Genomic DNA, 13,678 nt, shown 5'->3' on the forward strand with positions numbered 1-13,678 from the left:
CCTAAGTTCAGTCTATAATCTCAAGCGTATGACGGCGGCCTCGAGCGTCCGTTCCGACGGTGCTTTGAAAAACGTGCGTTGCGTCAGCACGCCGCGTCTGCCTGAACACGGCAATAAGGTTGTCAGCCTCATCGAATGTACAGAATACCTTGAGGGCGCGATCTGCCGAGACCATCGCATCGCCGACTTTACCGAAGGTCAGGAAACCTTCAGAAAGGTGGGCGTCACGACATGACTGGACAGTTGGCAGATCGGTTGCCTCGGCAAGGAATATCGCACTGGAAGAGGTTCGAGAGGGAGCCCCGCAAGCAACGAGCTGACATGCAGCGAGAATCATGGCTGCGAGTGTCGGAAGTTTAGACATGGACACCCCCTGAGCTTGCGACCGACACAATGACTGCCCGCCGCGGCACGATCCCACAAGCCTTGCATTATTCCACGATCCAGCTATGTGCCCCGCTTCCCTGCTGTGGGTGACGGCCCGCAGTGGGGAAACCAAGAAAGCCGGAGGGGCCCCGTCATCCGGACGGACAAGCCAGCGATCGGCAGCAATGTGAAAGGAAAAGGCATGGCTCTGTACGAGCATGTATTCCTTGCGCGCCAGGATCTGAGCCAGTCGCAAGTCGACGCTCTGGCCGCGCAAGCCACCGAGATTATCGAGTCGAACGAAGGCAAGGTCACCAAGACGGAGACCTGGGGTCTGAAGAACCTCGCCTACAAGATCGACCGCAACCGCAAGGCCCACTTCGTTCTGCTGAACATCGAAGGCCCCGGTGCGATGGTCGCCGAACTCGAACGGCAGACCCGCATCAACGAAGACGTCATCCGCTACATGACCATCCGCGTGGACGAACACGAGGAAGGCCCCTCGGCGATGATGCGCAAGAACGAACGCGATTCCAAGAAGCGCCGCGAGCGCTCCGATCGGGGAGACGACTAATGGCCCGCCCGTTTTTCCGCCGCCGCAAGACCTGCCCGTTCTCGGGCAAGAATGCTCCGGTCATCGACTACAAGGACGTACGTCTGCTGCAGGGCTTCATGTCCGAGCGTGGCAAGATCGTACCCAGCCGCATCACCGCCGTCAGCGCGAAGAAGCAGCGTGAACTCGCCAAGGCGATCAAGCGCGCGCGCCACATCGGCCTTCTTCCCTACGTCGTGAAGTAAGAGGAGCAGAGACATGGATATTATCCTCCTCGAACGTATCGGCAATCTGGGCAGCATTGGCGACGTCGTGACCGTCAAGGACGGCTACGCACGCAACTTCCTGCTTCCGCAGAAGAAGGCGCTGCGCGCCAACGCCGCGAACAAGAAGGTCTTCGAAGCGAACCGCGAACGCCTGGAAAAGGAAAACGCGGAACGTCGCGGCGAAGCCGAAAAGGCTGGCGAGAAGATCGCCGGTGCAGAAATCGTCCTGATCCGCGCGTCCTCGAACGCCGGCCAGCTGTATGGTTCGGTCAACGTGCGCGACATCGTGGCGGGCCTCGAAGCCCAGGGCCACGAAGTCGACAAGCGTCAGGTCGTCATGGGTAGCCCGATCAAGACCATCGGCATGCACGACGTCACCGTTGCGCTGCACCCCGAGGTGCACGTGATCGTGAAGGCCAACGTCGCCCGTTCGGACGACGAAGCCGAACTGCAGAGCCAGGGCGTCGACGTCCTCGCCCAGATGTTCGAAGACGAACAGCGGGAAATCGAGGAAGCGGCCTCCGAAAACCGGATCGACCCGAATCTCGAGCCGGGCGAAATTCCCGCCGAGCTGATGGAAGACGGCGTGAGCACGCCCGAAGGCCAGTCGACCACCGAATCGCTGATCGAAGCGACCGAGCCGGAAACGAGCTCGGACGAGGTTGCGCCCAAGGGCGAATAAGCCTCGCGCATCGCGCAGCTAGTAAAAGGGCCGCTCGCACCACGGTGCGCAGCGGCCTTTTTCTTGGGAATCGGTACTGGGCGGCCCTCGCCCGGCCCGCCTGCGATCGTACCGGACCGGGCGCGATCTCGCGCCTCCCCGCTTGACCCTTACCCCGGGGAGGTTAGACGCCGCGCCATGCTATCCATCGAACAGGCCCTCGACGCGCTTCAGGCGCACTACGACGCAAGCATCGCCGCGCTGCGCGAAGACATCATCGCCTTTGCCGAAAACGGCACGCTGCCCGCCGAAAGCGCACGCAAGGACCGCTACACCTATCCGCGCCTGCTGCTCCACTACGATGGCAGCGAACCCAAGGATTCACAGAGCCGGGCGTTCGGCCGGTTGGGAACGGCGGGCACCTATTCCACCACGGTCACCCGCCCGCAGCTGTTCCGCGCCTATCTGCGCGCGCAGCTCGAGCTGATCGAAAGCGACTACACGATCCAGCTCGACGTGCAGCCTTCCGACCAGGAAATCCCCTTCCCCTACGTGCTCGACGGGGAGGCAACCGCGCGGCTTCAGGGGATCAGCCCGCAGGATATCGCCCGCCACTTCCCGCATACCGACCTCGCCGATATCGGCGACGAGTTGGCCGACGGGATCGAGCTGGACGAGCCCGACCAGCAGATTCCGCTGTCGCTGTTCGACGGGTTGCGGACCGATTTCAGCCTCGCCCGTCTGGCGCATTATACCGGCACCGACCCGGAGCATTTCCAGCGCTTCGTGCTGTTCACCAACTACCACCGCTATGTCGACGAATTCGTCAACTGGGCGGGCGAGCGGCTGGGCGAGGATGGATGCAGCGCGCTGGCCGGCCCCGGCGGGCTTTACCTGACAGAACCCACCGAGAACGCGAAGGACCAGCTGTCCGACGCGGCATGGCGGCGTCATCAGATGCCCGCCTACCACCTGATCGGCGAGAATGGCGACGGGATCACGCTGGTCAATATCGGCGTCGGTCCCAGCAATGCGAAGACGATCTGCGACCATCTGGCGGTGCTGCGGCCCGAGGCGTGGCTGATGATCGGCCATTGCGGCGGCCTGCGCTCCAGCCAGAAGATCGGCGACTACGTGCTCGCCCATGCGTACCTGCGCGACGATCACGTGCTCGACCACGTGCTGCCGCCCGAAATTCCGCTGCCCGCGATCGCGGAAGTGCAGCAGGCGCTGGCGGAGGCGGCGGAAGAGGTCTCCGGCCAGCAGGGCAGCGATCTGAAGCAGCGCCTGCGCACCGGCACCGTGGTCACCACCGACGACCGTAACTGGGAACTGCGCTACGCCATGTCGGCGCGGCGCTTCTCGCTCAGCCGGGCGGTCGCGATCGACATGGAAAGCGCGACCATTGCCGCGCAGGGCTTCCGCTTCCGGGTGCCCTACGGCACGCTGCTGTGCGTCAGCGACAAACCGCTGCACGGCGAGATCAAGCTGCCCAAGCAGGCCAACACCTTCTACGAGGAGGCGATCGCCGCGCACCTGCAGATCGGCATCGCCGCCGTGCGCCACCTACGCGAGGAAGGCCCGCGTCTGCACAGCCGCAAGCTGCGGGCGTTCAACGAACCGCCGTTCAGATAAAAGGCGCCCCGCGGACGAACCGGGGGCGCCTCAAGATTGCTCGACGGGTGCGGAGCGCGGCCTACTGGCTGATGTAGTTCTGGTAACTGCCTCCGGAGTCCCTGAAGACCTCGATCTGGGCTTTCATGTTGCCCATCATGATCCCACTGTCCGAGATGACGTAGGATTGCAGGACCACATTTCCGTCGGCCCCGCGATAGGCCTTCGCCGCCGGCGCGGTATCGTTGAAGCCGCGCAGCTTGTCGTCCAGCGCGGCGTCGCTGTCGTAGCCTGACGGACGCGAGAACTGGGCCACCAGCACCAGCCCGCGACACTGGTCGTCCTCGCATACGCGATACCAGCCATAGGCCTTCAGACCATTGGCGAAGGTGATCTGATACAGGTCGGTATCATCCTCGCGCGGCGAGCTTTTCCACGTTGCGCCCATCGAATCGAGGACCGCTTCCAGGTCGGCATTGTCCATGGTCTGGAGCAGGCGCGTTTCCTGATAGGTTTGCGCGCTGGCGACAACCGGAGACAGCGCGAGGCCGCCTGCGGCAATGGCAAGAAACAGTGTTTTCAAGATTTCCCCCTCTTTTCCCGAAGGTCCAGAATAGCAATTTCGTGCCGGATGCAAAGCCGCACGATTTGCAGGAAGCCTACTCCGTGGCCTCTTCACCGAACACCTGATCGGCCACCTGATCGACCGTGGTTTCGTACTTGCGCAGGCCGTAGATAAATGACCCAGTAGGGATGCCCTCGAGCCCGGTCGCGACATCCCACGAGATCCACGGATCTCCCTCGTCGTCGAGCCAGGTGGAGGCGAAGCGGATGCTCTGGTTGATCGCCAGCGCGTCCTCAGGCGTCCACGGCTTCTCGCTGTCGAAGCCGGTGGTGAACATCAGCGAGGTGCAGTCCTTGCCCTCGTTGCAGCCATAGAAGTGGATGAAGGACACCATCGATGCGAAGGCGCTGGTGATCATCGGATCGCCATTGCCATCGGTGTCCAGCTCCGCCCGGTAGCCCGCATTTCTGAGCGCGCTGACGACGCTTTCAGGCGCGTGTGCACCCACCATCGGTGCGCTCGACTGCGCCGATGCCTGACCCGCAAGGCCCGCCGCCAGCACCATCGCCGTTGCCAGTTTCCGCATTACCTGCCCCCTTCCGTTGACGATCCCGAACGCTGTCGGCTCAGCCCGCGCCCTTGGTCTTGGTTGCGCCGATCTTGGCGCTCTTTTCGATGAATTCGATGATCTGCCCGGCAATGTCCTTGTTCGTCGCCGCCTCGATCCCTTCGAGCCCGGGCGAGGAATTGACCTCCATGATGACCGGCCCGTGGTTGGACCGCAGCATGTCGACGCCGCACACGTTCAGACCCATGCGCTTGGCCGCGCGGACCGCCGTGCTGCGTTCCTCGGGCGTGATCTTGATCAGTTGGGCACTGCCGCCGCGATGCAGGTTGGAACGGAAATCGTCCGGCGCGCCGGTGCGCTTCATCGCGGCAACCACCTTGCCGCCGATCACCAGCGCGCGGATATCCGTGCCGCCCGCTTCCTTGATGAATTCCTGCACCAGAATGTTGACGTTCGCGCCGCGAAACGCCTCGATCACCGACTTGGCCGAGGACATCGAGTCCGCCAGCACGACGCCGATCCCCTGCGTGCCCTCCAGCAGCTTGATGACCACCGGCGGGCCTTTGACCGCGCGGATGATCTCCTCCGCCTTCTTGGGATCATTGGCATAGGCGGTCAGCGGCAGGCCGAGGCCGTGTTTGGCAAGGATCTGCAAGCTGCGCAGCTTGTCGCGGCTGCGCCCGATCGCGACGCTTTCGTTCAGCGGCCAGCAGCCGCGCATTTCGAACTGCCGCAGGATCGCGAGGCCGTAATTGGTGATCGAGGCCCCGATACGCGGAATGACCGCGTCGTACCCAATGCACGGCTCCCCATCATAATAGACTTCGGGTTTGTGGCTGGCGATGTGGACCGTGCAGCGCAGCGTGTTGAGCCAGTCGATCTGGTGGCCACGTGCCTCCGCCGCTTCGATCAGGCGCTTGTGCGAATAGAGATTGGGATTTCGGGCGAGCAGCGCGATTTTCATGGCCTGATCCTCATGGGCCGGAATGTCATGGTTTGTGACCTTTCACTGGCTCCCTTCCGGGGGTCTGGAGCCAGGAATTGCCCGAATCGACGAGGAAGCGTCGACGCAGTGCGCTCCTCCCTATCAGCATAGGGAACTTCATGTCGCTACGATCCGCGAGGCTGATCTCCGCACGGAAGGTGATATCACCAATCGTGAGCGGGGTCTTGATCACATAGCGCAGCTGGGTCTCGCCATTGGAGCTGGTGATCCCGCGCACATCGACATGCACCGCCTCGCACACCTGCTGCACCTTGGCGCCGGGGAAGAACACCTCGAAGCGGACGAATTTCTCGCCATCGCGCCGAAACTCTTCGAGCACGCTGCCGTGGAGCGAGGATGTGCGCGCGCCGCTGTCGATCTTGGCGGGCACGCGCTTGAGGCCGAGTTCAGGCAGCCCGACCAGTTCGCGCCAGCCGACGGTGATCATGCGATCACCGCCAGCTGCGCGCCTGCCGCGGGTGCGATCACCATCCGCTGGGCTTGCCCGCGTTCTGCTTGTCGAGCCATTCCTTGAGCGGGGCGAAATATTCCATCATCGCCTTGCCGCTCATCTCGCGGCTGCCGGTGAAGGCTTCCAGCGCGTCGGGCCACGGCTTGCTCGCGCCCATTTCGAGCATGGCGTTCAGCTTCTCGCCCACTTCCTTGTTGCCGTAAAAGGAACAGCGATGCAGCGGGCCCTTCCAGCCCGCCTGATCGCACGCCGCCTTGTAGAACTGGAACTGCAGAATGCGCGCGAGGAAGTAACGGGTGTAGGGCGTATTGCCCGGGATGTGATATTTCGCGCCGGGATCGAAGGCGTCGTCGGGCCGCTCGGCCGGCGGGGTGATGCCCTGATATTCGCGCTTCAGATCGTGCCACGCGGTGTTGTAGTCGGCAGGCGTGATCGACCCGTCGAACACGCCCCAGCGCCATTTGTCGACCAGCAGGCCGAAGGGCAGGAACGCGACCTTGTCCATCGCCTGGCGCAGCAGCAGGCCGATATCCTTGTCCGCGCTGGGCACGTCCTTGCGATCGAGCAGACCGATCTGGACCAGATATTCGGGCGTGATCGACAGCGCGATGAAATCGCCGATCGCCTCGTGGAAGCCGTCGTTCGCACCGTTGAGGTAGAGGTAGGGCTGCTGGTTATAGGCGCGCTGGTAGTAGTTGTGGCCAAGCTCGTGGTGGATGGTGACGAAGTCGTCCGCATTCACCTTGATGCACATCTTGATGCGGATGTCGTCCTTGTTGTCCACGTCCCAGGCGGATGCGTGGCACACCACCTCGCGATCCGCCGGCTTGGTGAACATGCTGCGTTCCCAGAACGTCTCGGGCAGCGGCTTGAAGCCGAGCGAGGAATAGAACCCCTCCCCGATCTTCACCATGTCCATCGGATCCTTGCCCTGCGCCGTCAGCAGGTCGCCGATGTCATAGCCCAGATCGCCCGAGCCCGCAGGCGCGACCAGCGGGTAGATATTGCCCCATTCCTGGGCCCACATATTGCCCAGCAGATCGGCGCGGATCGGGCCGGTCGCGGGCTGGATGTCGTCGCCGTATTTCTCGTTCAGCTTGGTCCGCACATAGGTGTGCAGCGACTGGTAGAGCGGCGCGACCTCCTGCCACATCCGCTCAAGCTGGTCGGAGAATTCCTCCGGCGGCATGTCGTAGCCCGAACGCCACATCGTGCCGACATTGTCGAAGCCCAGCTCCTTCGCGCCTTCGTTCGCGATCTCGACCATGCGGGCATAGTCGTCCTTCATCGGCGCACCGACGTTGGTGTGCCAGCTGGCCCACATCTCCGCGAGTTCGGCAGGCGTGCGTTCGAGATTGCCCATCTCCGCTTCGATGTCGGAGCCGCTGATTTCCTCGCCGTTCAGCGTGCCCTTGCCCTTGCCGTACTGGCTGTTGAGGCTGGTCGCGATCTTGTTCAACTCGGTCGCCGCGCCATCGGCCGTCGGCGCGGGCAGGACGATGCCGTTACGCAGGATGTCGAGCTTGCGGGCGACTTCGGGATCGAGCCCGTCGACCTCGGCGTATTTTGCCGCCTCGAGCGCGTAGTTGACCGACTTCTCGGTCCCCTCGGCCCCGACCTTGGCGGCCAGCGCATCGGTATCATGCGTGATGTAGGTCGCGTTGACCCAGTAGATCTGGCTCGCGTGGACCGAATAGTCGAACAGGTCCTTCTCAACCATCGCGACCCAGCTGGCGGCGCCTTCGGGCGTCATCGGATACTGCTCGGCCGCCTGCTCTGTCTGGGTGCCGTGGTCGTCGGCCAGCGCAGGCGTGGCGAGAGACGCGGCGGCGAGCGCGGCGAGCGAAACGGGAAGCAATTTCATGAGCGGCATCCTGTCGTAGCGTTTGAGATTGGCCGCGAAACTACCGTCACGTCGGGTAATAGCAAGCGGGGCCGTCAGCGTTTTGCCGGGCCCAGCCACTGTGCCATCGCGCGGCCCAGATCGGGCTTGGTGACGCTGCTCATGTGCGTACCCGGCACCTCGGCATAGGTCGCGTCCGGCAGCATCGCGGCCAGCTCTTGCGCAGAACCGTTGTCGCTGTCCTCGTCGCCGCAGACCACCAGCGTGGGGCAGGCGATGTTGGCCAGCTCTGCCGGATCGAGGTTTTCCATACTCCCGAGCAGCAGCCTCGCGGCGGTCCGATCGACCTTCTGCGACTTGAGGAACTGCATTGAGAAATAGGCCGGATCGCCCTTCGGAATCGCATCGAACTCGTCGATCACGCGGATGAAGAACGCCGCGCGCTTATCCCATTCGCGCAGGCCGTCGACGCCCATTCCGCCCAGGATCAGCCGCTGCGGAGCGAGCCTGCCGGTGGCAACGCCGTGAATCGCGGTCCGCGCGCCGAGCGAGAAGCCGGCAAGGTCGTAGTCGATCAGCCTGAGATGCTCGACCAGCGCGACGACATCCTTGACCAGCACGCCCGATGGATAGTTCTCCACGCCGTGCGGTGCCTCGCTTTGCCCGTGCACGCGGAAATCGGGCATCAGGACTTCGTAGCCCTGCTCGGCAATCTGCTGCGCATGGCCGAAGCGGATCCAGTTCATGTCCGCATTGGAGAACAGGCCATGCAGCAGCACCACCGGCCTGCCCTCGCCCATCCGGTGAAGCGCTAGCGTGGTGCCGTCGAAGGATTGGAAATTTTCTGTGGTCATTGGGGGCAAATGCTCCGGTAGATTGACCTTTCGCCTATCAAATGGCGGCATCGTCCGGCAACGGTGTTGCACGTAATAAGTACGCTTATTATATGCGCGCGCATGGACAAGAACCTGGGCTGGCTGATGGTCGACAATGCGCGCCTTTTGCGCCGCGCGTTCGACGAGCGTGTCCGCGCCATCGGTATTACCGGTCCGCAGGCGCGCCTGCTGCTCGCGCTCGAAAGATCGCCGGGCGAGAACCAGGCCTTTCATGCCGAGCGGCTGGAGGTCGAACCGATCACCTTGTGCCGGATGGTCGACCGGATGGAGGAATCCGGCCTCGTCGAACGGCGCAACGACCCGCGCGACCGCCGTGCAAGACTGCTCTTCCTGACGCCGCGCGCCGCAGGCGAGGCCGCGCGCATTCGCGATGCGCTCTCCGGGCTGCTCGACCAGATGGTCGACGGGCTTGACGAGGGCGAGCAGGCGGCGTTTTCACGAATACTTCACCGGGTTTCCGCTAACCTCTCCACCACTCCCGAAATGCAAGAGCCCGCTCATGGCTGAAGCCGATCCCGTCATCGCAAGCGATACTCCCGCAACCGAGGAAGCGCCCGCAACCGCGCCCAAGAAGCGCCGCTGGCGGCGCATCGCGCTGATGGCGGTGGTGCCACTGCTCCTGCTGATCGGCGGGTTCGTCTACTGGTCCAGCCTGCAGGGCAAGGTGGCGACCGACAATGCCTACGTCCAGCAGGATCGTGTCTCGATTTCGGCCGAGGTCGGCGGGCAGATCGTCGAGGTGCTGGTCGCCGACGGGGATCGGGTGAAACCGGGCCAGTTGCTGTTCCGGATCGACCCGCGCCCCTACGAAGTGCAGATTGCCGAGGCCAATGCGGCCATCGCGCAGGCGCAGGCCAGCCGTACCGCGCTGACTAGCGATCCCGACCTCACCGGTGCGTCGATCTCCGCCGCGCGCGAGGATATCGCCTTTGCCGAAGCCAATTTCGCGCGGAAGGATGCGCTTTACAAGAAAGGCTTCCTAACCAAGGCGGAGCATGATGCCGCCCAACACCAGGTCAATCAGGCCCGCGAAGAACTGCGCCTCGCACAGGCCCGCAAGGCCTCGGCGGAGTCGAAGCTGGCGGAAGGCGCTGCCGTACCGGGGCAGAACCCGGCGATCGCGGCGGGCGAGGCCAAGAAAGCCGGGGCAGAGCTCAACCTCAGCCGCACCGAAGTGCGCGCGCCCGCGGCGGGCACCGTGACGCAGGCCGACCGGCTGCAGATCGGCCAGCAGATCGTGCAAGGCCTGCCCGTGCTCACGCTGGTCGAGGATGGCAGTTCCTATGTGGAGGCCAATTTCAAGGAAACCGATCTCGACGACATGCGGGTGGGCCAGCGCGCGGAAATCCGTGTGGATGCCTATCCCGGGCTGGTGCTCAAGGGCGAGGTAGAGACTATCGGCGCGGGCACGGGTTCGGAATTCTCCGTCCTCCCGGCGCAGAACGCGACCGGCAACTGGGTCAAGGTGACGCAGCGCGTGCCGGTCAAGATCCGCATTACCAGCAAGAGCCCGCGACGGCTGATCGCCGGGCTTTCTACCGATGTGACCGTCTTCACCGACGACCGCTGAAGCAATGGCAAGCGCCGCCCGCCCTGCCTCACCCGCTGCCGGAGCCGCCACGCCTCCGGCCGCCGACGAGCCTCTGCTGCAGGTCCGCAACCAGCCCCTGCTGATGGTCGGGATCATGGCCGCATCGCTGATCCAGGTGCTCGACACGACGATCGCCAACGTCGCGATCCCGCACATGCAAAGCGCGCTCGGCGCCAATGCGGAGAGCGTCACCTGGGTGCTGACCAGCTATATCATCGCCAGCGCGGTCGCGATGCCGGCCACCGGCTGGCTGGGCGACCGGGTCGGCGCGCGGCGGCTGTTCATCTTCTCCGTCGCGGGTTTCATCATCGCCTCGATGATGTGCGGGATGGCGCAGAACCTTGGCGAAATGGTGTTGTTCCGCGCCATGCAGGGGGTGACGGGCGCGTTTATCCCCCCGCTCAGCCAGAGCTTCATGCTCGACAGCTCCCGGCCCAGCCGCCACCCGCAGGTGATGGCGATCTGGGGTCTGGGAATCATGATCGGCCCGATCCTGGGGCCGATCCTGGGCGGCTGGCTGACCGAAAGCGCCAACTGGCGCTGGGTTTTCTACGTCAACCTGCCCGTCGGCATACTCGCGCTGGCGCTGCTGATCACCCAGCTGCCCCACCGCGAGGGCAAGCGGCGCAAGTTCGACCTGTTCGGGTTCGTGATGCTGGCGATCGCGCTCTCCTCGCTGCAATTGCTGCTCGACCGCGGGTCGCAGCTCGACTGGTTCCAGTCTTACGAGATCTGGTTCTACACCTTCCTGATGGGCAGCGCGGCGTGGATCGCGATCGTCCATTTCACGACCGCGCGCGAACCGCTGTTCGACAAGGCCATTTTCGCCGACCGCAACTTCGTGATCGCGCTGCTGTTCATGGTGGTGATCGGGATGGTGCTGTTCGCCAACATGGCGCTGCTCCCGCCGATGCTGCAGCGCCTGTTCGGCTATGGCGTGATCGATACCGGCATGGTGCTGATGCCGCGCGGGGTCGGCGTGATGCTCAGCATGCAGCTGTCCGGCGTGCTGATCCGGCGGGGGCTCGACGCGCGGATCGTGGTCGCCACGGGCTTTGCCATCGCGGCCTATTCGCAGTGGATGATGGCGGGCTGGTCGCTCGCGGCGGACGAGTGGCATTTCATCGTCACCGGGCTGATCCAGGGGCTGGGCCTGGGGCTGGTGTTCATCCCGCTCAACGTAACCGCGTTCTCGACCCTGCCGGGGCACCTGCGCACCGACGGGTCGAGCCTGCTCAACCTGCTGCGCTCGATCGGCGCATCGGTTGGTATCTCGATCACCACCGTGCTGCTCGCGAGGAACATCCAGACCGCGCACACGGACCTTGGCAGCCACGTCACCTCGTCCACGATCGATGCGATCGACCTGTCGACGGTCGACCGCTACCAGCCGCTTGGGCAGACGGTGCTCTCGATGGTCGATCTGGAGGTCAACCGGCAGGCCGCGATGATCGCCTATATCGACGATTTCTACCTGATGATGTGGCTCGCGCTGGCGGCGATCCCGATGGTCTTCCTGATGCGCAAGGGCCGCACCTAACGGGCCTTCGCTAGGCGCGCGGAGTCAGCCCTTTCTGCTCCATCCGCCAGCGGACCATCTCGATCCGGTCCTGCCCGAAGAAGGGTTCGCCATCGAACACCAGCGTCGGCACGCCCCAATGGCCCGCGTCCTCCAGCGCCTGCTGGTTGGCGGCAATCTCCGCGTCGAGCGTATCGGCCTGCGCCGCGACCTCTGCATCCAGAGCCTCCGGATCGAGCCCGGCCCGTTGCGCCGCATTGGCGAGGTGATCGCCCTGATGCCAGTTTTCCGCCCCGCCCCAGATCAGCTGCGCAGCCTCATGCGCGAACGCCACGCCCTTCCCGCGCCGTGCCGCCGCCTGCCCCATCCGGGTGACGTAACGGATAAAAGGCTGGTCCTGCGCGATCCTGCGCGTCGCCACATCCTGCACGATCGGGTCGGGCCGCGGCGGGCCGAAGGGAATGGCGTGGAACTGGGCCACGCGCATCATGTCGCGCACCGTGTAGCCAAGCCAGTTGGGATGATTGCGCTCGAAGAAATCGGGTTCGCGGATCGCGAGCGGCCAGACGGGCCGCAGCGTAATCTCCACCGCGTGGCTCTCCATAAGCGCGCGATAGCGGCCGATCGCGAGGTAGCTGTAGGGCGAGCGGAAGCTGAAATAGAGATCGGCGGTCAGCACGGCCTCGCCCCGCTCAGCGGAAATTGCAGGCGACGCCGCCCCACAGCACCGCGACCTGATTGTCCTCGATCAGGCCGGAGACCAGCATCTCGTTGCCGCCGACGGTGAATTCCTCGCCCAGCGTGCTGTCTTCGAACGCGGCGTAGGTCGATAGCTTGCGCAGGTCCGCCGCCGACATCCCCAGCGTCACGCCATCGGGCCCGGTGAAGCTCGCGCGCTCGCTCGGCCCGTTGACCATCCAGCCGACGAAGCGGTCGTCCTGAAAATTGGCGACGAACTGGTCGAAGGTCGCGAAGGTCATGGGGCCTGCGCCGCATTCCTCGTTGCTGCCGAATTGCGGGCCGCCGAAAACTGCGGTCAGCGCTTCGACCACCTCGTCCTCACCTTCACCGAAGTTGAGGACCACCCCATCGCCGCCTGCTTCGGGCGGAGCGATCACCAGCCCGTCTGGCAGCAGGTCGATCGACCTTTCGCTGGGCGCATTGGGCGTCTGCGCATCGATCTGTTCCTGCGTCACCGGTTCGCTCGGCGCGGGCTCCTGCGCGCCATCATTGCACGCCGCGAGCGAGAGCGCCGCCATCCCGGCCAAGGCCAATCCGAACCGATGTGTCATGTCACGCTCCCAAGCGAGGTTGTTCCGGCGCGAGAGTGTCAGAGCCGCCCGCGTGCCACAAGCACTAGTCGTCGCCGTCCCCGCGCGGGCGCTGGTCGATGATCACTCCCGCAGGTTCATCGCGCGGCGGGTCACGTCTTGCCGGCCCCGCATCGTGCCACGATCCGTCGATCGTCTCGCCCTGCCCGCCGAACATGCCGAACTGGCCGCGAACCCGCTCCAGCCGTCTGGTCAGGAAGCGGCGGAACAGCAGCGGCACCGCCAGTGAGACAACCGCGATCGGCACTGCAATCCACCACAGCCAGTCGAGCCAGTCGACACTCTGCGTGAGCAGGAAGATGACCGCGAAAACGACAGCCCAGCGGATCCCCCAACGCACGACCAGACGCTTCAGGACAGCCGATGTCTCACGCTCAATCTGCTCGATCGAGCGATCCATCTCGCCCGCCATGCGGCGCTGCTGGTCCGGATCGGGGCCAAGCATCGC

General features: G+C 64.4%; 17 protein-coding genes. 8 read left to right on the forward strand and 9 right to left on the reverse strand.

The window, feature by feature from the left end:
- Positions 1-28 precede the first annotated feature (28 nt).
- From KYN89_RS14030 to KYN89_RS14050, 5 genes are all read left to right on the forward strand, one after another.
- On the forward strand, positions 29-235 hold the full coding sequence (locus KYN89_RS14030) for a hypothetical protein (protein WP_222825676.1): 207 nt from the start codon (positions 29-31) through the stop codon (positions 233-235).
- A gap of 333 nt (positions 236-568) precedes the next feature.
- Positions 569-940 carry a 30S ribosomal protein S6 gene (gene rpsF, locus KYN89_RS14035; protein ID WP_010240046.1) on the forward strand — a complete coding sequence of 124 codons (372 nt, stop codon included), beginning with the start codon at positions 569-571 and terminating at the stop codon, positions 938-940.
- Positions 940-1,164 carry a 30S ribosomal protein S18 gene (gene rpsR, locus KYN89_RS14040; protein WP_010240048.1) on the forward strand — a complete coding sequence of 75 codons (225 nt, stop codon included), beginning with the start codon at positions 940-942 and terminating at the stop codon, positions 1,162-1,164. Before rpsF ends, rpsR begins: the two co-directional genes overlap by 1 nt.
- A gap of 13 nt (positions 1,165-1,177) precedes the next feature.
- Entirely contained in the window at positions 1,178-1,867 is a 690-nt protein-coding gene (gene rplI, locus KYN89_RS14045) for a 50S ribosomal protein L9 (RefSeq protein ID WP_222825677.1), read from the forward strand.
- 177 nt (positions 1,868-2,044) lie between these two features.
- On the forward strand, positions 2,045-3,481 hold the full coding sequence (locus KYN89_RS14050) for an AMP nucleosidase (RefSeq protein ID WP_222825678.1): 1,437 nt from the start codon (positions 2,045-2,047) through the stop codon (positions 3,479-3,481).
- 61 nt (positions 3,482-3,542) lie between these two features.
- Here the strand turns inward: KYN89_RS14050 and KYN89_RS14055 are convergent, their stop codons facing one another.
- The 6 genes from KYN89_RS14055 to KYN89_RS14080 all read right to left on the reverse strand — a co-directional run bounded on the left by KYN89_RS14055 (position 3,543) and on the right by KYN89_RS14080 (position 8,747).
- Positions 3,543-4,043: a YbjN domain-containing protein gene (locus KYN89_RS14055; protein WP_222825679.1), complete on the reverse strand. Its 501-nt coding sequence runs from the start codon at positions 4,041-4,043 to the stop codon at positions 3,543-3,545.
- A gap of 76 nt (positions 4,044-4,119) precedes the next feature.
- The gene (locus KYN89_RS14060) at positions 4,120-4,611 is read right to left on the reverse strand and encodes a YbjN domain-containing protein (RefSeq protein ID WP_222825680.1); all 492 of its coding nucleotides are present in this window, start codon (positions 4,609-4,611) and stop codon (positions 4,120-4,122) included.
- A gap of 40 nt (positions 4,612-4,651) precedes the next feature.
- Positions 4,652-5,557, reverse strand: coding sequence for a 30S ribosomal protein S6--L-glutamate ligase (rimK, locus tag KYN89_RS14065; protein ID WP_197635770.1), 906 nt, complete (start codon positions 5,555-5,557; stop codon positions 4,652-4,654).
- Positions 5,558-5,582: 25 nt separating this feature from the next.
- Positions 5,583-6,026: an ATP-dependent zinc protease family protein gene (locus KYN89_RS14070; RefSeq protein ID WP_222825681.1), complete on the reverse strand. Its 444-nt coding sequence runs from the start codon at positions 6,024-6,026 to the stop codon at positions 5,583-5,585.
- A 37-nt stretch (positions 6,027-6,063) separates the two neighbouring features.
- Positions 6,064-7,914, reverse strand: a complete 1,851-nt coding sequence (locus KYN89_RS14075; protein WP_222825682.1) for a M2 family metallopeptidase — start codon at positions 7,912-7,914, stop codon at positions 6,064-6,066.
- 74 nt (positions 7,915-7,988) lie between these two features.
- Positions 7,989-8,747 carry an alpha/beta fold hydrolase gene (locus KYN89_RS14080; protein ID WP_222825683.1) on the reverse strand — a complete coding sequence of 253 codons (759 nt, stop codon included), beginning with the start codon at positions 8,745-8,747 and terminating at the stop codon, positions 7,989-7,991.
- A gap of 102 nt (positions 8,748-8,849) precedes the next feature.
- Between KYN89_RS14080 and KYN89_RS14085 the strand changes: the two genes are divergently transcribed.
- From KYN89_RS14085 to KYN89_RS14095, 3 genes are read left to right on the forward strand one after another with little or no spacing between them, the layout of a single operon-like run.
- The gene (locus KYN89_RS14085) at positions 8,850-9,296 is read left to right on the forward strand and encodes a MarR family winged helix-turn-helix transcriptional regulator (RefSeq protein WP_222825684.1); all 447 of its coding nucleotides are present in this window, start codon (positions 8,850-8,852) and stop codon (positions 9,294-9,296) included.
- Positions 9,289-10,359 (forward strand): HlyD family secretion protein, encoded by a 1,071-nt coding sequence (locus KYN89_RS14090; protein WP_222825685.1) that lies wholly within the window; start codon positions 9,289-9,291, stop codon positions 10,357-10,359. Before KYN89_RS14085 ends, KYN89_RS14090 begins: the two co-directional genes overlap by 8 nt.
- A 4-nt stretch (positions 10,360-10,363) precedes the next feature.
- Positions 10,364-11,920, forward strand: a complete 1,557-nt coding sequence (locus tag KYN89_RS14095) for a DHA2 family efflux MFS transporter permease subunit (protein WP_222825686.1) — start codon at positions 10,364-10,366, stop codon at positions 11,918-11,920.
- A gap of 10 nt (positions 11,921-11,930) precedes the next feature.
- On the opposite strand, the gene KYN89_RS14100 is transcribed toward KYN89_RS14095, so the two are convergent.
- From KYN89_RS14100 to KYN89_RS14110, 3 genes are all read right to left on the reverse strand, one after another.
- Positions 11,931-12,578 (reverse strand): 2-hydroxychromene-2-carboxylate isomerase, encoded by a 648-nt coding sequence (locus KYN89_RS14100; protein ID WP_222825687.1) that lies wholly within the window; start codon positions 12,576-12,578, stop codon positions 11,931-11,933.
- A 13-nt stretch (positions 12,579-12,591) separates the two neighbouring features.
- Positions 12,592-13,191, reverse strand: a complete 600-nt coding sequence (locus tag KYN89_RS14105; RefSeq protein ID WP_248285303.1) for a hypothetical protein — start codon at positions 13,189-13,191, stop codon at positions 12,592-12,594.
- A 64-nt stretch (positions 13,192-13,255) separates the two neighbouring features.
- On the reverse strand, positions 13,256-13,675 hold the full coding sequence (locus KYN89_RS14110; protein ID WP_222825688.1) for a hypothetical protein: 420 nt from the start codon (positions 13,673-13,675) through the stop codon (positions 13,256-13,258).
- Positions 13,676-13,678 lie beyond the last annotated feature (3 nt).

It is taken from the genome of Alteriqipengyuania abyssalis (genome assembly GCF_019857185.1).
GTDB lineage: Bacteria > Pseudomonadota > Alphaproteobacteria > Sphingomonadales > Sphingomonadaceae > Alteriqipengyuania > Alteriqipengyuania abyssalis.